The sequence below is a fragment of the Olsenella profusa F0195 genome (genome assembly GCF_000468755.1).
GTDB lineage: Bacteria > Actinomycetota > Coriobacteriia > Coriobacteriales > Atopobiaceae > Olsenella_F > Olsenella_F profusa.
On sequence record NZ_AWEZ01000030.1, the window covers coordinates 21,980 to 43,017 of the forward strand.

General features: G+C 66.3%; 15 protein-coding genes, 2 tRNA genes, 3 rRNA genes and 1 pseudogene. 1 reads left to right on the top strand and 20 read right to left on the bottom strand.

The genetic code is table 11. The features are described from left to right. Position 1: 1 nt before the first annotated feature. Positions 2-949: a transketolase family protein gene (locus tag HMPREF1316_RS03970; RefSeq protein WP_021725633.1), complete on the bottom strand. Its 948-nt coding sequence runs from the start codon at positions 947-949 to the stop codon at positions 2-4. Beyond that, positions 942-2,627 (bottom strand): UTRA domain-containing protein, encoded by a 1,686-nt coding sequence (locus HMPREF1316_RS13115; protein ID WP_051332910.1) that lies wholly within the window; start codon positions 2,625-2,627, stop codon positions 942-944. The genes HMPREF1316_RS03970 and HMPREF1316_RS13115 overlap by 8 nt, the downstream gene beginning before the upstream one ends. 184 nt (positions 2,628-2,811) lie before the next feature. Here HMPREF1316_RS13115 and HMPREF1316_RS03985 point away from each other — a divergent pair. Further along, a tRNA-Glu gene (locus HMPREF1316_RS03985) sits at positions 2,812-2,883 on the top strand. A 47-nt stretch (positions 2,884-2,930) separates the two neighbouring features. Here the strand turns inward: HMPREF1316_RS03985 and HMPREF1316_RS03990 are convergent. From HMPREF1316_RS03990 to atpF, 18 genes and pseudogenes are all read right to left on the bottom strand, one after another. Beyond that, a tRNA-Leu gene (locus HMPREF1316_RS03990) sits at positions 2,931-3,015 on the bottom strand. Positions 3,016-3,063: 48 nt separating this feature from the next. Next, positions 3,064-3,558, bottom strand: a complete 495-nt coding sequence (locus HMPREF1316_RS14845) for a Ppx/GppA phosphatase family protein (protein WP_269594186.1) — start codon at positions 3,556-3,558, stop codon at positions 3,064-3,066. A gap of 160 nt (positions 3,559-3,718) precedes the next feature. After that, positions 3,719-4,093: pseudogene (locus HMPREF1316_RS14850) on the bottom strand (Ppx/GppA phosphatase family protein); the annotation flags it as partial. Between the two features lie 2 nt (positions 4,094-4,095). Next, positions 4,096-4,860 carry an FtsB family cell division protein gene (locus HMPREF1316_RS13120; RefSeq protein WP_051332911.1) on the bottom strand — a complete coding sequence of 255 codons (765 nt, stop codon included), beginning with the start codon at positions 4,858-4,860 and terminating at the stop codon, positions 4,096-4,098. Between the two features lie 129 nt (positions 4,861-4,989). Beyond that, positions 4,990-5,847 carry a nucleoside triphosphate pyrophosphohydrolase gene (gene mazG / locus HMPREF1316_RS04005; RefSeq protein WP_021725644.1) on the bottom strand — a complete coding sequence of 286 codons (858 nt, stop codon included), beginning with the start codon at positions 5,845-5,847 and terminating at the stop codon, positions 4,990-4,992. A gap of 71 nt (positions 5,848-5,918) precedes the next feature. Beyond that, a 5S ribosomal RNA gene (gene rrf / locus HMPREF1316_RS04010) occupies positions 5,919-6,034 on the bottom strand. A 116-nt stretch (positions 6,035-6,150) separates the two neighbouring features. Further along, positions 6,151-9,083 (bottom strand): 23S ribosomal RNA (locus HMPREF1316_RS04015). A 238-nt stretch (positions 9,084-9,321) separates the two neighbouring features. After that, positions 9,322-10,836: ribosomal RNA gene (locus HMPREF1316_RS04020) — 16S ribosomal RNA — on the bottom strand. The 16S, 23S and 5S rRNA genes sit together here, the layout of an rRNA operon. A 327-nt stretch (positions 10,837-11,163) precedes the next feature. Beyond that, complete coding sequence (locus HMPREF1316_RS04025; RefSeq protein WP_021725669.1) at positions 11,164-12,570, bottom strand: phosphohexomutase domain-containing protein; 1,407 nt, start codon at positions 12,568-12,570, stop codon at positions 11,164-11,166. Between the two features lie 12 nt (positions 12,571-12,582). Then, on the bottom strand, positions 12,583-13,491 hold the full coding sequence (locus HMPREF1316_RS04030; protein WP_021725642.1) for a UTP--glucose-1-phosphate uridylyltransferase: 909 nt from the start codon (positions 13,489-13,491) through the stop codon (positions 12,583-12,585). Positions 13,492-13,616: 125 nt separating this feature from the next. Beyond that, positions 13,617-14,039 carry a metal-dependent transcriptional regulator gene (locus tag HMPREF1316_RS04035; RefSeq protein WP_021725648.1) on the bottom strand — a complete coding sequence of 141 codons (423 nt, stop codon included), beginning with the start codon at positions 14,037-14,039 and terminating at the stop codon, positions 13,617-13,619. A gap of 102 nt (positions 14,040-14,141) precedes the next feature. Continuing rightward, a complete protein-coding gene (murA, locus tag HMPREF1316_RS04040; protein ID WP_021725666.1) occupies positions 14,142-15,422 on the bottom strand; it encodes a UDP-N-acetylglucosamine 1-carboxyvinyltransferase in 1,281 nt (426 codons plus the stop codon). A gap of 22 nt (positions 15,423-15,444) precedes the next feature. Next, on the bottom strand, positions 15,445-15,879 hold the full coding sequence (atpC, locus tag HMPREF1316_RS04045; RefSeq protein WP_021725650.1) for an ATP synthase F1 subunit epsilon: 435 nt from the start codon (positions 15,877-15,879) through the stop codon (positions 15,445-15,447). Between the two features lie 9 nt (positions 15,880-15,888). Continuing rightward, positions 15,889-17,373, bottom strand: coding sequence for a F0F1 ATP synthase subunit beta (gene atpD, locus HMPREF1316_RS04050; RefSeq protein ID WP_021725635.1), 1,485 nt, complete (start codon positions 17,371-17,373; stop codon positions 15,889-15,891). Continuing rightward, positions 17,373-18,287, bottom strand: coding sequence for an ATP synthase F1 subunit gamma (atpG, locus tag HMPREF1316_RS04055; protein ID WP_021725664.1), 915 nt, complete (start codon positions 18,285-18,287; stop codon positions 17,373-17,375). Before atpG ends, atpD begins: the two co-directional genes overlap by 1 nt. Before the next feature lie 6 nt (positions 18,288-18,293). Next, positions 18,294-19,910, bottom strand: coding sequence for a F0F1 ATP synthase subunit alpha (gene atpA / locus HMPREF1316_RS04060; protein WP_051332912.1), 1,617 nt, complete (start codon positions 19,908-19,910; stop codon positions 18,294-18,296). Positions 19,911-19,939: 29 nt separating this feature from the next. Continuing rightward, positions 19,940-20,413: a F0F1 ATP synthase subunit delta gene (locus tag HMPREF1316_RS04065; RefSeq protein ID WP_021725659.1), complete on the bottom strand. Its 474-nt coding sequence runs from the start codon at positions 20,411-20,413 to the stop codon at positions 19,940-19,942. Continuing rightward, positions 20,403-21,011, bottom strand: a complete 609-nt coding sequence (atpF, locus tag HMPREF1316_RS04070; RefSeq protein ID WP_021725652.1) for a F0F1 ATP synthase subunit B — start codon at positions 21,009-21,011, stop codon at positions 20,403-20,405. Before atpF ends, HMPREF1316_RS04065 begins: the two co-directional genes overlap by 11 nt. Between the last annotated feature and the right edge of the window lie 27 nt (positions 21,012-21,038).

The following is a 21,038-nucleotide window of genomic DNA, read 5'->3' on the forward strand; positions in this document are numbered from 1 at the left end:
GCTAGCGTCCGAGGGCCCCCTCCACGGCACGCGCAATGCCCGCGGCATCGAGGCCCATGCGCGCAAGGAGACGCGCACGCACGTCCGCCTCGAGGTAGCGGTCGGGCGTGCCCAGGCGCAGCAGGCGTGGACCTGCGCCCAGCTCCGCCAGCGTCTCCGCGACGGCCGATCCCAGCCCTCCGATGGCGGCGTGCTCCTCGACCGTGACCACCAGCTCGTAGCCGGAAAGCCCCCGCACGACGTCCTGGTCCCACGGCTTGAGGCAGGGCATGGCCAGAACGTCGGCCCCTACGCCGTGCGCCGCCAGCACGTCGGCCGCACCCAGCGCGTTGGCGGCGATCGTCCCGCAGGTGACCAGGGCGACGCGCCCGTCCCCCCGCCGCAGCCACCGGGGGAAGAGCGGGTCTTTGCCCGCCGACAGGCGCAGGCCCGCATCGTCGTTCATGCGCACGTAGGCGGGACGGGGATGCGCAGCCAGCTCACGCAGGACGTCCATGAACCCCTCCACGTCCACGGGGCTCGCCACCGTCATGCCCGGAATCTGGCGCATGCAGCCCAGGTCCTCGATGGCCATGTGGCTAGGGCCCAGCGGGCCGGCCTCACAGCCGCAGCCCACGCCCACCAGCACCACGGGGGAGCCCATGATGCCCAGGTTGACGCGCACCTGGTCGAGCACGCGGGCGGTGATGAACGTGGCATAGGTGGGGGCAAAGGTCGCGAAGCCCTCGTTGGCCAAGGCCGACGCGACCTCCACCTGGTTCTGCTCGGCAATGCCGCACTGCACGTAGCCCTCGGGGCAGAGCTCGCGGAAGCGCTCCAGCCCCAGGCGCCGCCCATAGTCGGAGACCACCACGGCGAGGTCGCGGCGCGCCTGGGCGAGCTCGCCCATCACCCGCCCAAAGGCCAGCTTGTGGCTGTGGGCGTCCGCCAAGGACGCATGCTCACCCATGCCTGATCGCCTCCTCGCGCTGGCCAAGCTCCACCCGGGCACGCTCGTAGTCGTCCTGCGCGAGGGCTATGTCATGCCAGGCCACATTGTTCTCGGCCCGCGAGAGCCCCCTGCCCTTGACCGTGCGCGCCACCACGGCGAGCGGTCCCTCGTGCGGGGCGGCAAGTGCGCGCGCGAGCGCCAGCACGTCGTGGCCGTCCGTCTCGGCAACGGCAAAGCCAAACGCCTCGAACTTGCGGCGCAGGGGGCCATTGTCCAGCACCTGCGCCGTGGGGCCATCCAGCTGCATGCCGTTGGCGTCCACGACCACCGTGAGGTTGGAGAGCCGCTGGTGGCCCGCGAACGCGGCCGACTCCCACACGGAGCCCTCGTCGCACTCCCCGTCGCCCACGATGCAGAACACGCGCGCGGGCAGCTGGCGGCGGCGCAGCGCGAGCGCCAGCCCGCAGGCATAGCCCAGTCCCATGCCCAGGCTGCCGCCCGAGAGCTCTATGCCGCGGCCGGGGTCACGGTGCGGGTGCTTGAAGAGCACCGCATCCGGGCCGAAGAGGCCGCGATCGAGGTCATCCTGGGAGATGATGCCGGCCCGCAGGAGCGCCGGGTAGAGCGCCACGGATGCATGCGCCTTGGAGACCACCAGCCGGTCGCGCCGCTCCCAGGGGGTGCCGTCGGCGCCCGTATGCATCACGTGCCCCAGCAGCACCGCGACCACCTCGGCCATGGAGAGCGCGCCGCCCAGGTGGAAGGGCATGTGGGGATACCGGTGCGCGATCTCGAGCACGCCACGGCGAATCTCCAGCGCCCGAAGGTCGAGCTCGCGCCGCAGCGCCGCGGCGCCCGCACCCCCCTCCGCGCCGTCGGCTCCCACCGACGGCGCGGCCTCCCGCACGGGACCCTCCACCGAGACGCCCACGACGGGGGTGCCCGGCCTCATCCACGTCACGCTCCACTCGATGGGCGTGCCGTCCGTCAGGCAGATGTCCTGCTCCAGCACGAGCGTGGAGCTCTCCGGCTCGCTGGCCAGGAGGGGGGCATGCGCCCGGCCCACCCGCTGGGAGGAGTAGTGCACGACCGAGCTGCCGATGTGGCGGCCCGAGGTGCGCTCGACGGCATCGAAGAGCGACTCCTCCGTGAAGTCCGCCCGCTCGAGGCCGGGACAGGGCCTCAGGCTCTCCCAGCTCTCCTGGCAGACGAGCGGGCGGGCGCCCACGCTGCGGATGCGTCGCAGGAACAGCACGGGGCTGCCCTCACCCACGCCCAGGTGGATGGCCACGTTACGGGGGGCGCCCATCACGCTCTGGGAGAGCACGCGCGTGGTGAAGCGCAGCCCGCGCTCGCGAAAGAGCGCCGCAAACGAGAGGGGACGGCGCGTGGCGGGCCGCGGCAGCCCACCCTCGGCCACGAAGCTGCCGCTCCCCTTGCGGGTGACGATGTAGCCATCCTGCACGAGGCTGGAGAGCGCGCGGCGCACCGTGCCCCGGCTCATGCAGAACTGCTCCATGAGCTCGGCCTCGGAGGGCAGCGCCATGCCGCTGGGCCATTCGCGGTCCACGATCTTCTGGCGCAACAGCGATGCGAGGCGGGCGTGGAGCGGGCCGCTCTGGCCAAGCTCGTCCACCTGGCCGCGCGTGGCATCCAGGGTCTCTGGCGTAGGAAAGCGCGCTCTGTCACCCGTCATGGCCCACCCATCCCTCTGCCCTATCCATATCATGGATAGATCCCCTATACAGAACGAGTACATGTTAGCCGTGATGGCGCGTGTGCGCACGCGCGGCGCGCATGTGGAGGGAAATCACATAGCCTGGGGACACACCCCGCACCCTGGCGCCCCCTGGGGAGGCGTCTGGTATACTTGCTCCCGCGTCCCCATCGTCTAGCGGTTAGGACATCGCCCTTTCAAGGCGACGACACGAGTTCGAGTCTCGTTGGGGGCACCGGTGCGTGGCGCGGCCCAGGCCGTAGGGCTTGGGCCTTTTTGTGCTGGTAGGGGCGGTGGGACTCGAACCCACAATCCTTTCGGCGAGAGATTTTAAGTCTCCTGCGTATGCCAGTTCCGCCACGCCCCCTCGCACGCCAGCACGAGCTTACCACGTGCGGCGCGCACGCGCCCATCCCTATCTCAGGTCGGCAGGCAGAGGCGTCCACGCGATGGGGCAGGGCAGGCCCGCCGTCGTCCGTGCGGCGCAGACGGCAAGGCCGAACAGGAGGTCGCTCTCGCTTGCGGTGTAGGCGGAGGCGCCAGAGAGGAGCATGAGCTCCGAGATGGCGATGGCCCCGGCAAGGATCAGCGGTGCGCGCTGGGGCTGCAGCCCCTTGAGCTGGGCACGCTCCTCGACCGTACGGGAGGACAGGAGGCCCGTGAGCGCGTCCACGTCCGCACGCGACAGCGTCGCACGATGCACCTGCGCCGGGTCATAGGGATCGAGCCGCTTGTGTATGGCAACGAGGCTTGTGGCCGTGCCGCCCGTCACCACCAGGCGCTCGGGCGGCTGTTCCGCGATGCGCTCCTCGGCGAGCACGGGTGCGAGGAGCCCGTCGGCAAAGGCGCGTGCGGCGGCGATGTCGGCCTCGGTGGGAGGGTCTCCCGCAGAGAGGAAGCGCTCCGTCATGCGCCGACAGCCCACGTCCGTCGAGCGCACGCACTCGAGGTCGAGCAGGGGGGGCCGGGGCGGGCTGCGCGCCGGCGCCCCCTCCCTGCCCCCGCAGCGCGCCCACGGCCAGCTCGGTGGATCCCCCTCCGTTGTCGGCAACGAGCAGGCGCTCGCCCACGAAGTCCTGTGCCACGCCCAGGAAGGTGAGCGACCCCTCGACCTCCCCGGCTATCACCTGCGGGTGCAGGCCCCGCCGCTCGAGGTCACCGACGAGCACGTCCGAGTTGGTGGCGTCACGCGCGGCGGACGTCAGCGTGCAGCAGCAGGTGGCCGCACCAACGGAGCGGGCGATCTGCAGGTAGGCATCGACGCAGCCGACGACGCGACCCCGCGCCGCGTCGCCGATGCGTCCGGTGGCCGAGAGCCCCTCGCCCATGTTGCAGATCGTCGACCGCTTGAGCATGCGCGTCACCTTCGACGAGGGGACGTCGACGTCCGCCACGGCAAGACGCACCGTCACCGTACCGACGTCTATGCAGGCCACGGGGCCCATGGCTATCCGTCCCACGTGGTCTTGGGGTCGTACCCAAAGAGGGCGTCAAGCACGCGGATGTACCATGCGCGCTGGTCGGGATATGTCTCGGGTGTGGTGGGATCGTCCTGCCGCGAACCGTCCTGTTCCCCCTCGACCTTCACGGGCGTCTCGCCCTTGCCCACGTACCCGCGCTTGCGCGCCTCGTCCTCGATGCCCTCCTGGGACTGCAGGCGGTCGTCATCCTGGCGCAGCGCCACGTTCTGGGCGCTCACCTCGTCATAACGCTGCTGCAGCACCTGGCCGGTGCGCACGGCGACGTAGTAGTTCTTGACGGGCCCAAAGAGCGCCACCACGACCACGACGAGCGCCGTGAGCGCACCCAGGGCAACCCGGTGCACCGCCACCCAGTCGCGCACCGCCTCGATGGCATCCTGGGGGCTCGCGATGGTGCGACGCATGCGGCCGGGTGCGACGCGAGCGTCGCGACCCACATCCCGCCGATCGGTCGAGCGGCCTCGTCCCCGCCGGCCCCTGCCGCGCCCTTGGCCCTCCGGCTCCTTGGGCGCGGACCGCCTTGCAGCCGACGCGCCATCCTTGGCATGGTGACGACGGGGAACCGGCCTCTGGGCACGACGGCCCTCGCGCTCGGGCGGCTCCCCGTGGATGGTGAGGGGCCTCCCAGCCTCCCTGGGTCGCGCCGCGCCGGCATCGTGACGCCTGGTGCCATGCGCGCGCACCTTTGCCGCCGAGGCGGGGGCATCCTGTCGCTGGTCTGGGAAAGTCATGCCGGGTGTCATCTCATCTTTGGTTGGCACGAGTGCGTTAGGCTAGTTATACCAAAGGCGCGGCATCGATGTCGCGCCCACGGCTGATGAGGACAACAACTCCGCACGCCCCGGGCATGGGCCCGGCCTCTATTCCCCGTGCTTGGCCTCGTCCCAGAGGTCGTCGAGCTGCGCGGTGGAGAGGTCCTCCAGCCTCACGCCGCGTCGGCGTGCCGCCGCCTCCATCGACGCCCAGCGCCGGCGGAACTTGCGGTTGGAGGCGGCCAGGGCCCCCTCGGCATCGATCCCCTCGTGGCGCGCCACATTGACCAGCGCAAAGAGCAGGTCCCCAAACTCCAGGGTGGCCACCGCAGAGCCAGGCTCCTCGGCCTCGAACTCGGAACGCTCCTCGGCGACCTTGTCCCACACGTCCGCGACCGTCTCCCACTCGAAGCCAGCCTTGGCCGCGCGCCTCGACAGCTTCTGGGCCTGCATGAGTGCCGGCAACGAGCGCGGCACGCTGTCCATCAGGCCAGGCCCATCGCCACCCTCATCGGCCTTCCCAAGGCGCTCCTTGCGCTTGACGCCGTCCCAGATGTCGAGCACCTGGCCGGCGGTGTCGGTGGCCCCGTATGCGGCGGCGTCGCCAAACACATGGGGGTGGCGGCGCACGAGCTTCTCGTTGAGGTCGTGGCACAGGTCATCGAGCGTGAACTCGCCTGCGTCGGATGCGATCTGCGCATGGAGGAGCACCTGCTCCAGGACATCGCCCAGCTCCTCGCGCACATGATCGACGTCGTCGGCCTCGATGGCGTCAACGGCCTCATAGGCCTCCTCGATCATGTTCCTGGTGATGGAGTGGTGCGTCTGCGCCTTGTCCCACGGGCAGCCGTCCGGCTGGCGCAGGCGCCAGATCGTGCGTACGAGACGGTCGAACTCGGGATGCGCGCCAGGGGCGCCGGAGCGCCCGCTCGCCTCGGCGTCCACCCTATCGGATAGCCTGGCCATATGAATCCCCCCCAAATGCAGGGAGCCCCCGACGCGTACGCCGGGGGCTCCCCCACGAAATGCCGCTCGTTGGTCGGCGGCGTCCTGCTCTCCCACGGACTGACTCCGCAGTACCATCGGCGCTCGGGGGCTTAACTTCCGGGTTCGGTATGGGGCCGGGTGTGCCTCCCCTGCCATGGTCGCCGACCAACGAGGGACATTCCACTGTCAACCGAGGACGCCTGGGGCGTGCCCTCAGGGCCGCACAGCGCGACTTCGGACGACCCCCAGACGGGGGGATCGCATCGATCCGATCACCTGAGTGAAGGGAAGAGCTCGGCCGATTAGTACCGCTCGGCTGAACCCCTCGCGGGGCTTACACCTGCGGCCTATCACCTCGTGGTCTACGAGGGGCCTTACCGAAGGGAAAACTCATCTCGGGACGGGCTTCGCGCTTAGATGCCTTCAGCGCTTATCCCAACCGGACTCAGCTACCGGGCGGTGCTCTTGGTGAACAACCCGTGCACCGGAGGTCCGTCCACCCCGGTCCTCTCGTACTAGGGGCAGCCTCCCTCAGTTTTCCTACGCCCACGGAGGATAGGGACCGAACTGTCTCACGACGTTCTGAACCCAGCTCGCGTACCGCTTTAAATGGCGAACGGCCATACCCTTGGGACCTGCTCCAGCCCCAGGATGCGATGAGCCGACATCGAGGTGCCAAACCTTCCCGTCGATGTGGACTCTTGGGGAAGATCAGCCTGTTATCCCCGGAGTACCTTTTATCCGTTGAGCGACGGCCATTCCACTCTGGGCCGCCGGATCACTAGAACCTGGTTTCCCACCTGCTCGGCTTGTGGGCCTCGCAGTCAAGCCTGCTTGTGCTCTTGCACTCAAGGGGACGGTTGCCGACCGTCCTGAGCAGACCTTACGTGCGCCTCCGTTACTCTTTAGGAGGCGACCGCCCCAGTCAAACTACCCACCAGACACGGTCCCCCGCCCGGATCACGGCGCGGGGTTAGGATGCCAGAGCGTCGAGGGTGGTATTCCAAGGGCGACTCCCCAAGGACTGGCGTCCCTGGTTCTGCGTCTCCCACCTATCCTCTACACGACGAACCGGCAGCCAATGTCTAGCTGCAGTAAAGGTTCACGGGGTCTTCCCGTCCTTCCGCGGGTAAGTCGCATCTTCACGACTAGTGCAATTTCACCGGGTCTATGGTTGAGACAGCGTCCAAATCGTTACGCCTTTCGTGCAGGTCGGAACTTACCCGACAAGGAATTTCGCTACCTTAGGACCGTTATAGTTACGGCCGCCGTTTACCGGGGCTTGGATTCGCCGCTTCGCCTTGCGGCTGACGGCTCCTCGTGACCTTCCGGCACCGGGCAGGCGTCAGACCCTATACGTCGTCTTACGACTTCAGCAGAGTCCTGTGTTTTTGATAAACAGTCGTTTGGACCTCTTCACTGTGGCCGCCTCCAGCTCAGGGAGCAAGTCCCCCCACCGGCGACGGCACCCCTTCTCCCGAAGTTACGGGGTGGTTTTGCCGAGTTCCTTAACCATAGTTCTCCCGATCGCCTTGGTATGTTCTACCCACCCACCTGTGTCGGTTTGCGGTACGGGCTCCTTGCGACTCCCTAGGGGTTTTTCTCGGGAGCATGGGCTCACTCGCTTCACTCAGTCGCTTCGTCAGCCACCTCAGCCGTCGTGGGAGGCGCATTTCACAACCTCCCAGCCTACGTGGCCTCACGGGGACGTCCAGAACCCCGCCGAGCTACCCTTCTCCGTCACCCCATCGGTCAAGCGCCGCTTCGGAGGTGCAGGAATGTCCACCTGCTGTGCATCGGCTACGCCTTCCGGCCTCGCCTTAGCCCCCGACTGACCCTGGGAGGATTAGCCTTGCCCAGGAAACCTTGGGTTTACGGCGGCGGCGTTTTCCACGCCGCTCTCGTTACTCATGCCAGCATTCTCACTTCCGTCCGCTCCACCGGCAGTCACCTGCCGGCTTCGCCGCAAACGGAACGCTCCCCTACCACCGGACTGCGTCCGGTCCGCCGCTTCGGTGCCATGCTTAGCCCCGTATATTGTCGGCGCATGTCCACTCGACCAGTGAGCTGTTACGCACTCTTTGAATGAATGGCTGCTTCTAAGCCAACATCCTGGTTGTCTAGGCAAACGCACATCCTTTGCCACTCGGCATGGACTTCGGGACCTTAGCGGGCGGTCTGGGCTGTTTCCCTCTCGAACACACGGCTTAGCCCACATGTTCTGACTCCCGGGCTCTGGACCTTGGGCATTCGGAGTTTGATTGGACTTGGTAGGCGATGAGGCCCCCGCATCCATTCAGTGCTCTACCTCCCAAGGTAAACGCCCGGGGCTAGCCCTAAAGCTATTTCGGGGAGAACGAGATATCTCCAGGTTTGATAGGCCTTTCACTCCTATCCACAGGTCATCCCCCCAGTTTTCAACCTAGGTGGGTTCGGCCCTCCGCGGGGTCTTACCCCCGTTTCAGCCTGCCCATGGATAGCTCACCTGGCTTCGCGTCTACGACCCGCGACTGAACGCCCTGTTCAGACTCGCTCTCGCTGCGGCTCGCTTCCTAGCTTGACCTCGCCGCAGATCGTAACTCGCTGGCTCATTCTACAAAAGGCACGCCGTCACGCCCGAACGGGCGCTCCGACTGCTTGTGTGCACACGGTTTCAGGTACTGTTTCACTCCCCTCCCGGGGTGCTTTTCACCTTTCCCTCACGGTACTGGTTCACTATCGGTCACAGGAGAGTATTTAGGCTTGGAGGGTGGTCCCCCCTGCTTCCCACCGGGTTTCACGTGTCCGGCAGTACTCGGGATCCGGTCGGCAGGCCACGCGGGTTCGCGTACGGGGCTCTAACCCTGTCTCGCCGGCCTTCCCAGGCCGTTCCGCTCCCACGCGGCTTTATGACTGCACGATGACCGGCCCCACAACCCCGGCGCGCCGAAGCGGCGCCGGTTTGGCCTCTTCCCCGTTCGCTCGCCACTACTGGGGGAATCTCGTTTGATTTCTCTTCCTCAGGGTACTTAGATGTTTCAGTTCCCCTGGTTGCCTCCTGCCACCCTATGTGTTCAGGCGGCGGTGGCGGGGTATGACCCCCGCCGGGTTCGCCCATTCGGAGATCCGCGGGTCGAGCGGGCATGTGCCCCTAACCGCGGCTTATCGCAGCTTGTCACGTCCTTCGTCGGCTTCCTGTGCCAAGGCATCCACCGTGTGCACGTACCATCTTCTCTTCCTGATGGTCGGTACATACATACACTCCAGGGGACTCGCCCCTGGTGCGATCAGATGCGATCTTCTTCTTGACAAGAAAAATCGTCTTAGTCACGCTATGCAGCTCTCAAGGTACGCGGGGCGACCCCCGAAGACCGGACACCGCGCGCCACCAGGCGCGACAAGGGACTGACCAGCGGAATCTGACGGGACGACCGCCTGTTGTGACAATCGCTTCTAGAAAGCCAATCTCCCTAGAAAGGAGGTGATCCAGCCGCACCTTCCGGTACGGCTACCTTGTTACGACTTCACCCCCCTTACCTTCCACACCTTCGGCGCCTCCCTCCCTTGCGGGTTGGGCCGACGACTTCGGGTGCAGACGACTCGGGTGGTGTGACGGGCGGTGTGTACAAGGCCCGGGAACGCATTCACCGCGGCGTGCTGATCCGCGATTACTAGCAACTCCGACTTCGTGGAGGCGGGTTGCAGCCTCCAGTCCGAACTGGGGCCGGCTTTGGGGATTCGCTCCCGCTCGCGCGGTGGCAGCCCATTGTGCCGGCCATTGTAGCACGTGTGCAGCCCAGGACATAAGGGGCATGATGACTTGACGTCGTCCCCACCTTCCTCCGGCTTGACGCCGGCGGTCTCGCATGGGTGCCCGGCCGAACCGCTGGCAACATGCGACGAGGGTTGCGCTCGTTGCGGGACTTAACCCAACATCTCACGACACGAGCTGACGACAGCCATGCACCACCTGTCTAGGCTCCTCTCGGCCACGGCGTCTCCGCCGCTTCACCTAGATGTCAAGCCCTGGTAAGGTTCTTCGCGTTGCTTCGAATTAAGCCACATGCTCCGCTGCTTGTGCGGGCCCCCGTCAATTCCTTTGAGTTTTAGCCTTGCGGCCGTACTCCCCAGGCGGGACACTTAATGCGTTGGCTGCGGCACGGACGGACAATCCGCCCACACCTAGTGTCCATCGTTTACGGCTAGGACTACCAGGGTATCTAATCCTGTTCGCTCCCCTAGCTTTCGCGCCTCAGCGTCAGTCGTGGCCCAGAAGGCCGCCTTCGCCACCGGTGTTCTTCCCAATATCTGCGCATTCCACCGCTACACTGGGAATTCCACCTTCCCCTACCAGACTCAAGCCAGCCGGTATCGGGAGCGGACGGGGGTTGAGCCCCCGGATTTGACTCCCGACCTAGCAGGCCGCCTACGCGCGCTTTACGCCCAATGAATCCGGATAACGCTCGCCCCCTACGTATTACCGCGGCTGCTGGCACGTAGTTAGCCGGGGCTTCTTCTGCAGGTACCGTCACCTTGCGGCCTCGTCCCTGCTGAAAGCGGTTTACGACCCGAAGGCCTTCGTCCCGCACGCGGCGTCGCTGCATCAGGCTTTCGCCCATTGTGCAAGATTCCCCACTGCTGCCTCCCGTAGGAGTCTGGGCCGTGTCTCAGTCCCAATCTGGCCGGTCGGTCTCTCAACCCGGCTACCCATCATCGCCTTGGTGGGCCACTGCCCCACCAACAAGCTAACAGGCCGCGGGCCCATCCCTCGCCGTCTGGGCTTTCCCGCCTCCCCCATGCGGGGGTGGCGGAGTATCCGGTATTAACCACGGTTTCCCGAGGCTGTCCCGATGCGAGGGGCAGGTTGCCCACGTGTTACTCAGCCGTTCGCCACTTTATGCACATCCGAAGATGCTTTAACCGTTCGACTTGCATGTGTTAGGCGCGCCGCCAGCGTTCATCCTGAGCCAGGATCGAACTCTCCGTTCAAAAGGTCGAATCGGGTTGCCCCGACTCCATTTCCCTTTGCGGTCTGTCATCCGTCTTAGGATCTCGCTGATCTGGATTCGCTTGGCATCGAATTGACGTACTCGTAAAATTCGAACTTCGCTCTGCTGTCTCTTGTCGATCTTTCGATCGCGGTATCCGGTTTTCAAGGTTCGCCGCGCCGCCGTTCGCCCACTGCTCCCGTGCGGCGCGAAAAGAAATAATACGCTTCCGCCCACCCCGCTCAAGGGTCACCCAACCCCTCCATAAGACGGACACAACTCCTTCCGTTGGCCTACTCCCTAGGCCGTTCGACAGGCAGGTCGCAGCCTACTGTTGTAGGTATGCCTTGTAGCCACCACGGATGATGGCAGAGGCCTCGTCCATGAGCTCATCGCGCTCGCGCGTGGTGGGGGCCTCGGCGTAGATGCGCATGAGTGGCTGCTCCCGTGAGGGGCGCAGCATGAGCCAGGAGTCGTCCTCGAAGTCCACCTTCAGACCCTCGGCATGGGAGGTCCTGACGACCTGCCTGCCGCACAGCTCACGAGGGTTGACACCCTGCAGCACGTTCGCGAAGGCCTGCACCTTGGCAACCTCGAGCCTGATGTCACGACGTCCATAGTCCCTGTGGCCGATGAGGTCGTCCAGCTCCCTGGCAAGCCGACTGAGGGGCCTTCCCGACTGGCGTACCAGCTCCACGAGCAGCAGGGCGCCGTATATGCCATCGCGTTCGGTGAGGTGGCGTGGGATGCTGACGCCACCATACTCCTCGCCGGCAAGCATCACGTCGCCATCGGCCATCTCCGCATGCATGCGCGAGAAGCCGACGGGGACGGGCGTGAACGGCAGGCCGAGGCGCTGCGCCATGAGGCGCACGGAGCACGAGCTGGACATGGTGGTGACGACGCGCCCGCGCTGGCAACGGTTGCGCACCAGATGCGAGATGACCAGGGGGACCATGCGCTGGGGCGAGATGAGATGACCCAACTCGTCGACGACGGCCGACCTCATGGCAACGCTGTCGAGCACGATGCCCATGTCGGCATGGCTCTGCCGCACCAGCTCCTCGCACCCATCGGCCCAGGGATCGGCCGCCACGGGGTGCAGGCCACCAAAGTCCTCGCGCACCTCCATGTGCAGGGAGCGCACGCGCACGCCCAGATGACCGAGGGCACCCACAAGTGCGGGCCCGCCCACGCCGTGCAGGGGGTCAACGACGACGGTGAGCCCAGCGTATCCCGCGTCGGGCACGAACTCCGCCGTCAAGGCATCCTGATAGGGCGTGGTGACGTCGCGCAGGCCATACGCGCCCAACGTCATCGGCTCGGCTATGCCGGCCAGGCGGTCGACCTGCTCGGCGAAGCCGGTGGAGACGGTGGATCCGTCGGGCCCGAGCACATGGATCGCGCTGTGCTCGCAGGGGGCGTCGGCGGTGCCCACCAGCACGCCACCCGCAAGCGCCTCATCGTGTGCTATCGCCCATGAGAGGGCGGGCAGGGGGCAGGGGGCCTGGGACAGCTGGGCGCCAACACCCTCCCCCGCAAGGATGGAGGCGACCAGCTCCGCGAACGGACGCCCCTGGTGCCTGCCGTCATATCCCACGACGACGCTCGCGCCCGGAGCCCCCTCACGCCAGGTGCGCGCGAGGGCCGCCGCGATGGAGGAGACGTTAGCCTCGTCGAAGCCGTCATCAAACCGGGCATGCCACCCGCTGGTGTCAAAGGTGATGAAGCTCATGGGGCGAGACGCCTACCCACACAGCTGGGAGGCGCAGGAACCCAGCGCCTCCCTGAAGGGTGCGCGCGACGCGTCACCGGCAAGGGCGAGTCGGGCATTCACGGCAGCCCAGGCAGCGGGCGTACCCGTGTCGCAGCCCTCGTCGGGATCGACGACCAGGGCATACATGTCCTCCTCCTCAAGCAGGCGCTCCATGGCATCGGTGAGCTGAATCTCCCCACCGGCACCAACGCCCTGGGTTTCGAGAAGCTCCATGACGCGGGGCGAGAGCAGGTAGCGGCCGACGATGAAGAGGTGGCTGGGCGCGTCCCGTGGTGCGGGCTTCTCGACCAGGCCCGAGACCTTCCAGACGGCACCCTCCCGCTCGTCGTCCTCGGGGTGCGCATCGGGCAGGGACTCCACACGGGTGCCGGCGATGATGCCATAGCGGCTCACCTGGTCGGCGGGAACGGGGGCGACCGCGATGACGGAGGCGCCCCCATGCGCGTCGGAGACGCGCTTCATGTTGACGCACATCTGGCGATCGGGCACGAAGTAGTCCCCCAGAAGCACGAAGAAGGGGTCATCCCCCGTCTCGCCCGCGGCGCAGAGCACGGCATGCCCCAGGCCCTTGGGCTGATCCTGGTAGACGAAGCTCACCGGGAGCGAGCCGGCATCGTGTATGGCGTCCGCCTCGGCGTCCTTGCCCCGGTTGCGCAGCATGTCCTCGTAGCCACCATCCACACGAAAGTATGACTCTATCTGCGGCTTCTCGCGCGAGTTGACGATGACGACCCCGTCGACCCCATCGGGCTCGAGGGCCTCTTCCACCACATACTGGATGACGGGCTTGCTGAGGATGGGAAGAAGCTCCTTGGGGGTCACCTTGGTGGCAGGGAGGAATCGCGTCCCAAGGCCAGCTGCGGGAATGACTGCCTTCATGGGTTGTCCTTTCGTGTCACGCGTTGCCAACGCACAGGCATGCGCCAGGGCCTTCAGCATACCCGTCTGGCATGCGTCACGCCAACCGACTCTCCCGAACGGGACGGTACGGAGAGCGGCGCGGCCTAGTCGTCTATGGTGATGCCCTGCCCCTCCAGGTACGTCAGCCACCTGCGCTGCGTGTCATACGAGAGGGCATGCTCCATGAGGCACGCCTCGGCGTCGGCGGTATCATAGTCCACGCCAAGGTCCCTGTTGAGGAAGGTGCGCAGCATGCGGTGGCAGCGCCAGACATGCGCGGCGTACTCGCGGCCCGCGGGCGTGAGCATCACGCGGCCATAGCGGTTCTGCTCCACGTAGCCGCCGTCCTTGAGCGTCGAGATGGCCTTGTTGACGCTGGCCTTGGAGACCTGGAGCTGGTCGGCGACGTCCACGGAGCGGATGCCGGCGGGGTCTTCCGTCTCAAGCGTGATGCGGTAGATTGACTCGAGATAGTCCTCGTTGGCCATGGTGAGATCATGGCGAACGCCTTCGGTTGCCTGTGGCATGGTTCCTCCGCTGGGGTCGACTGCAGAACGCTCGTTGGCCTAGATATACCCGATTCGACGGATGCGCGAACCGACGGGGCCGACTCATCCCTGCGAGAGCGGCTATGCCTCGTCCTCGACGTCGGGGACGGTGAGCCGCTCGACGTGCGCGCCCAGCGACTGGAGCTTGCCCACAAAGCCCTCGTAGCCACGGTCGATGTGGTAGATGTCGGAGACGGTCGTGTAGCCATCCGCCACCAGCCCCGCCATCACCAGGGCCGCTCCACCACGCAGGTCGGGCGACTTGACCTCCGCGCCAGAGAAGCGTGGCACGCCATGCACGATGGCATGGTGGCCCTCGATGCGGACGTTGGCGCCCATGCGCGAGAGCTCGCTGGCAAACATGAAGCGATTCTCAAAGACGTTCTCGGTGATGACGCAGGAGTCATCACCCTGGGCGAGCAGGCACATGGTCTGCGCCTGCATGTCGGTGGGAAAGCCCGGGAAGGGCAGCGTCTGGATGTCGACGGAGTGAATGGGCCTCGTGCGGCTCACGACGCAGCCATCGTCCTGGCGGTCGATGGAAAGGCCCATGAGCTCGTACTTCTTGAGGACGAGCCCCAGGTGGATGGGCTTGAAGCCGCGGATCGTGATCGGCCCTCCGACGAGGGCACCCATGGCGAGGAAGGTGCCGGCCTCGATGCGGTCGCCCACCACTCGATGCTCCACGGGATGGAGCGCTCCCACGCCCTCGATCTCGATGACGGGGGAGCCCGCCCCGCGCACCTTGGCGCCCATCTCGTTGAGGAGGTTGGCGAGATCCACGATCTCGGGCTCGCGGGCGGCGTTGTCGATGGTGGTGACGCCCCTGGCGTGCACGGAGGCCATCATGAGGTTCTCCGTGGCTCCCACGCTCGCGAAGTCCAGCGTGACGGTCGCACCCGTGAGCCCCTGGGGCGTGGTCGCATAGATGTTGCCATGATCGATGCCGAAGGAGACGCCTAGGGCCTCAAGGCCGAGGATGTGCATGTCTATCTTGCGGGCACCGATGTTGCAGCCGCCCGGCATGGCGACGATGGCCTTGCCGAAGCGGGAGAGCAGCGGCCCGAGCACCGCCGTCGAGGCGCGCATCTGCGCCACGAGGTGATAGGGGGCCTCCCATCTCGTGACGTCCGAGGTGTCGATCCGCAGCTCGTGCTTGCCCAGCACCTCGATGGAGGCGCCCATGTAGGTGAGCACCTTGCCCATGACATGGACATCGGCGATGTCAGGCACGTTGGTGAGGGTGGAGACGCCCGGGGCCATGAGCGTGGCCGCCATGAGCTTGAGCGCCGAGTTCTTGGCGCCCTCCACCATCACCTCTCCCCCAAGGGGGTGGCCACCTTCGACCCTAATGACTTCCATCCGTCCTCCAGCCCATGGCGCCCTAGGCGTCAGGCGTCACCGCCGTGTCCTGCGCATGCTTCAGCAGCAGGTTACACCACTTGATCTTCTCATCGTAATACGCGCGGCGGCTGTCACGCTCGGGAAGGGCGTCGCGCGCGTCAAATGCGGCCTCGCGCGTGTCGCGCACCACGTCGGGCTCGATGTCATCGGAGCGCCGGGCATGGTCGGCCAGGATGATGACCTCCTCGCCGCCTATCTCGGCATAGCCGCCCGAGATGATGATGTGGGTGGTGCCGCCACCGTCCTCCTCGCGCAGGTTGAGACGCACGACGCCATCGCCCAGCGCGCAGATCTCGGCCGCATGGCCGGGCCACACACCCAGCTCGCCGGAGGCCGTGACCAGCACCAGGCTCTGGACGGGCCCCTCGAAGAGAAGCCGATCCGGGCGCACGAACTGACAGGTAAGCTCCGCCATGCCGTCGCCCTACTTCTCGCCGCTGTCGTCCGAGGCCATCCTGCGGGCGCGCTCGCGCACGTCCTCGATGGTGCCGGCATAGCGGAAGGCCTGTTCGGGGATGTCATCGCACTTGCCGTCGATGATGGCGGCAAAGGAGCGGACGGTCTCCTCGACGGAGCAGTACACGCCGGGGTTGCCCGTGAACTTCTCGGCCACGTGGAACGACTGCGAGAGGAACTGCTGGATCTTGCGGGCGCGAGCGACAACGAGCTGCTGCTCCTCGGAGAGCTCGTCCATGCCCAGGATGGAGATGATGTCCTGAAGGTCGGAGTACTCCTGGAGCGTCTGCTGCACGGCCATGGCCACGCGGTAGTGCTCCTCGCCGACGACCAGGGGGTCGAGGGCGGAGCTGGAGCTTGCCAGTGGGTCGACCGCGGGATAGATGCCCAGCTCGGTAATCGAGCGGGACAGCACCGTCTGCGCGTCGAGGTGTGTGAACGTGGTGGCGGGAGCGGGGTCGGTGAGGTCGTCGGCGGGGACGTAGACGGCCTGCACCGAGGTGATCGACCCCTCCTTGGTGGAGGTGATGCGCTCCTGGAGGTCTCCCATCTCGGTGGCCAGCGTCGGCTGGTAGCCCACGGCAGAGGGCATGCGGCCCAAGAGGGCGGAGACCTCGGAGCCCGCCTGGGAGAAGCGGAAGATGTTGTCGATGAAGAGCAGCACGTCCTGCCCCTGGTCGCGGAAGAACTCGGCCGTGGTGAGGCCCGCGAGGCCCACGCGCAGACGTGCCCCGGGCGGCTCGTTCATCTGGCCGTAGACCAGACAGGTCTTGTTGATGACCCCGGACTCGGTCATCTCGAGGTAGAGGTCAGTGCCCTCACGCGTACGCTCGCCGACGCCGGTGAACACCGAGGTGCCGCCATGCTCTTGGGCGAGGTTGTTGATGAGCTCCTGAATGAGCACCGTCTTACCGACGCCGGCGCCCCCGAAGAGGCCCGTCTTGCCCCCGCGAACGTAGGGCTCAAGCAGGTCGATGGCCTTGATGCCGGTCTCGAAGATCTCGGTCGTGGTGGTGAGGTCCTCGAATGCCGGCGCGGGATGGTGGATGGGATAGTGCTGCACGTCGTCCGGCACCTTCCCCCCGTCCACGGGCTCGCCCATGACGTTCCACACGCGGCCGAGCGTGGAGGGGCCGACGGGCATCATCATGGGGCGGCCGGTATCGCGCACCCTGAGGCCCCGCTGCAGGCCGTCCGTGGATGACATGGCGACCGTGCGCACGACGCCATCAGGAAGCTGCGACTCGACCTCGAGCACGGCATGAGCCCTTCCGCCGGGCGTGTCGTCGTCGACAACGAGCGCCGTATAGATGGCGGGCACATCGTAGTCGAACTTGACGTCGACGACGGGCCCCACGATGCGGATGATCCTGCCCTTGCCCACGCTGTGGTTGAGGTGGTTGTAGGCCGCCTCCTCGAGTGCGGTGCGCTGTTCTTCCATGGTCTGTGGCATTAGTTGTCCTCCAATGCGGAAGCGCCGCCGATGATCTCGTTGAGCTCCGTGGTGATGGCGCCCTGGCGCTCGCGGTTGTACGTGCGACCCAAGGTCGAGAGCACCTCCTTGGCGTTGTCCGTCGCCGATTGCATGGCCCTGCGTCGGGCCCCGTGCTCTGCGGCGGCGGAGTCGAGCAGCGCATGGTAGATGACCGTCCTGAAGTAGGCGGGCATGAGGTATCCCAGCACCTCGTGTGCCGACGGCTCGAAGGCGTAGTCGGTGTAGGCGTGCCTGCCCACCTCGCCCATCGCCTCGGGCGTGCGCGGACGGTTGGGCATGAGCAGGCGTTCCTTGGTGATGGGGAGGATCTGCTCGGTGACCTGCGTCTGGTCGACGCGGTTCTTGGCATGCCAGTACAGCAGCATCACGCGGTCGATGGTGCCCGCGGCATAGCCGTCCATCGCGTAGGAGGCGATGCGTGCCGCCTGGTCTCGCGTGGGCTCCGAGGAGCTGCCCTCGAAGGAGAGGACGGGCTTGATCTTGCGGTAGGCGAAGTACTCCGTAGGCTTGCGCCCGCAGGTGATGATGGAGGAGGCGACGCCCCTGGCGGCAAGGGCACGCATCTCGCGCTCGACCGCACGCTGCTGGAGGATGTTGAACCCACCGGCCAACCCACGGTCTGACGCCACGAGGATGAAGAGCACGTGCCTCTCCTGGGCGTGCGTGCGCAGGAGAGGCTGCGAGCTGTCGAACCCCGCAGCCGCCACGTTCGCCAGCATGTTGGTGATGGCATCCTTGTAGGGGGCGGCATCCTCCGCACGGACCAGCGCCTTCTGGATGCGCGCCGTGGAGATCATCTGCATGGTGCGGGTGATCTGCATCGTGCTCGTGATGGAGCCCATGCGCCTCTGTATTTCGCGAAGGTTAGCCATCGGGCGCTACTCCTGGCCCTTTGCGTCTGTGCCCGCCGCCAGGCTGTCGGGTGTCGCGGCGGCTTCGGCAACCGTCGACCGGTTGGGATGCTCCTGCAGGAAGGCCTTCTTGAAGGAGGCGACGTGATGGTTGATGCGCTCACCCAGCTCGTCCGTGATCTTGCCCCCCATGACCAGGTTGCGCACGCCCGGATGGTTATCGGCCATGTACTTGGCCAGGTTATCGCGGAAGAGCGTGACGTGGTCGAGGTCGATGTCATCGAGGAAGTCGCCCTTGGCGGCGTAGATGGCGATGGCCTGGTCGGCGGCGTCAAGCGCGGCGTATCGACCCTGCTTGAGCATCTCCATCATGTGCGCACCATGGTTGAGCTGGTACTGCGTGGTGGCATCGAGGTCGGAGCCGAACTGTGCGAACGCCTGCTTCTCGCGATAGGAGGCGAGGTCGAGGCGCAGCGTGCCGGCGACCTGCTTCATGGCGGGAAGCTGCGCGGCACCACCGACGCGCGACACCGAGATGCCCACGTCGACGGCTGGCCTCTGCCCCTGGAAGAAGAGGTTGGACTGCAGGTAGATCTGGCCGTCGGTGATGGAGATCACGTTGGTGGGGATGTACGCCGAGACATCGCCCTCCTGGGTCTCGATGATCGGGAGGGCCGTCAGCGAGCCGCCGCCGTTCTCGTCGGACATCTTGCAGGCGCGCTCGAGCAGACGAGAGTGCAGGTAGAAGATGTCGCCGGGATAGGCCTCGCGCCCGGGTGGGCGGTGCAGCGTCAGTGACATCTGACGATAGGCGACGGCCTGCTTGGAGAGGTCGTCGTAGACCACCAGCACGTGACCGCCACGATGCGCCTCGTCCGCAGGATGGCCGTTCTCGTCGTTGTACATGAAGTACTCGCCGATGGCCGCGCCGGCCATGGGAGCGATGTACTGCAACGGTGCGGAGTCGGCCGCCGTCGCGGCAACGATGATGGTCTTGTCCAGGACGTCCTGACGGGCCAGGGTCTCCCTGATGGCCGCGACCGTCGAGGCCTTCTGGCCGATGGCGACGTAGATGCAGAGCATGTCGGTATCGCGCTGGTTGACGATGGCGTCGATGGCGATGGCCGTCTTGCCCGTCTTGCGATCGCCGATGATGAGCTCGCGCTGGCCACGGCCGATGGGCACCATGGCATCGATGGACATGAGCCCCGTCTGGACGGGCTCGCACACGGGCTGACGCTCCATGATGCCCGGCGCCTTGAACTCGATGGGGCGGCGCCCGTCCACATCGATGGCACCAAGGCCGTCGATGGGCTGGCCGAGGGGGTTCACCACGCGTCCGAGCATGGCACGGCCGACCGGGATGTCCATGACGCGACCGGTGGTGCGGCACTCGTCACCCTCGCGGATCGAGTCGACCTCGCCAAAGAGCACGGCACCGACCTCGTCCACGTCGAGGTTCTGGGCGAGGCCATACACGCTGTTGCCCGTGCTGGAGCTGGTGAACTCCAAAAGCTCGCCCGCCATGGCGCTCTTGAGGCCACTGATGTGCGCGATGCCGTCACCCACCTCGGTGACCACCGAGGCCTCCTGACGGTCGACGGTGGAGCGAATGCTCGCAAGCTCCCGCTGGAGCGTGCTCATGATCCTTGCCGAGCTGATAGTCTCTTCTGTCACTGCTCATCACTTCCGATGAAGGTCGAGGCGAGCTGCTTGCGGATATGCGCAAGCTGCGCACGGATGGATGCGTCGTGGCGCTTGCCGCGGGCCTCGATGACAATGCCCCCGAGGATGGAGGGGTCGACATGCTCGATGAGGTAGACGGGTGCCCCGAGCTCCCTGCTGGTCTTTTCGATGGCCTTCTGGCGCAGGGCATCGTCCATGGGGACCGACGTGGTGACGCTCACCGAGACGGTCTCGTCCTCGCTGTCGAGTATCTCCTTGTAGCGGCGGGAGACGGCCCTGATGAGGGCGTCGTCTCCGCTTGCGCGCATGGTGGCAAGGGTCTCGAGGACCTCCGGCGAGAACTTGCTTGCATGCTCCCACTGCCTGAGGTCGGCGTTGGCCCTGTCCTCCCCGCGCCCCGCTTCGATGAGGGCGCGGGCATATGCCTCCACCTTGCCATTGTCGCTACGGTTACCTGTCATCTCGTGTGCTCACTTCCGCGAGATAGCGCTCTGCGAGCCTGCGCTGCTCGTCCTCGCTGAGGTCGTTGCCGATGATCTTGCTGGCAATCTCCACGGACAGGTTGACCACCTGGCCCGAGAGCTCGATCATGGCCTTCTTGCGCTCGGAGCTTACGGCGCCATGTGCCTTGGCGATGACCCCGGCTGCGTCCCGTTGCGCCTTTGCCAGCACACGGGAGCGCTCCTCCTCGGCCTCGCGCTTGGCGTCGGCAATGATCCGCTCCGCCTGCCTATGGGCCTCGGCGATCCGCGCCTCGTACTCCTTCTGCTCCTCGACCGCCTTGACCTTGGCCTGCTGGGCCTCATCAAGGTCGTTCTGGATCTTCTGCTGGCGCTTCTCCATCATCTCGACGATGGAGGGCAGTGCGAACTTGGCCAGAACCGCCCAGATGACGAGAAAGGCGATGAGCGCGGGAACGAACTCGGCGGGCTTGGGTAGCAGCAGATCGGTGCCACTCGGAGAATCCGCGAGCGCCACTGTGGGGAACTGCATCGCCATCGCGGCGGATGCGAGCGCCGCCGCCCCCACGCGCCCCAACCCCTTCATGTTCCTGTCCATCAAATCCTCCAACCCACAGTTTCCGTC

Bases quoted from the DNA above. Each gene is read 5' to 3' on its own strand.
- atpC (WP_021725650.1), bottom strand. From the start codon at position 15,879: ATGGCGGAGCTTACCTGTCAGTTCGTGCGCCCGGATCGGCTTCTCTTC.
- HMPREF1316_RS13120 (WP_051332911.1), bottom strand. From the start codon at position 4,860: ATGACTTTCCCAGACCAGCGACAGGATGCCCCCGCCTCGGCGGCAAAG.
- atpA (WP_051332912.1), bottom strand. From the start codon at position 19,910: ATGAGCACGCTCCAGCGGGAGCTTGCGAGCATTCGCTCCACCGTCGAC.
- HMPREF1316_RS04030 (WP_021725642.1), bottom strand. From the start codon at position 13,491: ATGAAGGCAGTCATTCCCGCAGCTGGCCTTGGGACGCGATTCCTCCCT.
- HMPREF1316_RS03970 (WP_021725633.1), bottom strand. From the start codon at position 949: ATGGGTGAGCATGCGTCCTTGGCGGACGCCCACAGCCACAAGCTGGCC.
- HMPREF1316_RS13115 (WP_051332910.1), bottom strand. From the start codon at position 2,627: ATGACGGGTGACAGAGCGCGCTTTCCTACGCCAGAGACCCTGGATGCC.
- HMPREF1316_RS04025 (WP_021725669.1), bottom strand. From the start codon at position 12,570: ATGAGCTTCATCACCTTTGACACCAGCGGGTGGCATGCCCGGTTTGAT.
- mazG (WP_021725644.1), bottom strand. From the start codon at position 5,847: ATGGCCAGGCTATCCGATAGGGTGGACGCCGAGGCGAGCGGGCGCTCC.
- murA (WP_021725666.1), bottom strand. From the start codon at position 15,422: ATGGAAGTCATTAGGGTCGAAGGTGGCCACCCCCTTGGGGGAGAGGTG.
- HMPREF1316_RS04065 (WP_021725659.1), bottom strand. From the start codon at position 20,413: ATGACAGGTAACCGTAGCGACAATGGCAAGGTGGAGGCATATGCCCGC.
- atpG (WP_021725664.1), bottom strand. From the start codon at position 18,287: ATGGCTAACCTTCGCGAAATACAGAGGCGCATGGGCTCCATCACGAGC.
- atpD (WP_021725635.1), bottom strand. From the start codon at position 17,373: ATGCCACAGACCATGGAAGAACAGCGCACCGCACTCGAGGAGGCGGCC.
- atpF (WP_021725652.1), bottom strand. From the start codon at position 21,011: ATGGACAGGAACATGAAGGGGTTGGGGCGCGTGGGGGCGGCGGCGCTC.
- HMPREF1316_RS14845 (WP_269594186.1), bottom strand. From the start codon at position 3,558: ATGACGGAGCGCTTCCTCTCTGCGGGAGACCCTCCCACCGAGGCCGAC.
- HMPREF1316_RS04035 (WP_021725648.1), bottom strand. From the start codon at position 14,039: ATGCCACAGGCAACCGAAGGCGTTCGCCATGATCTCACCATGGCCAAC.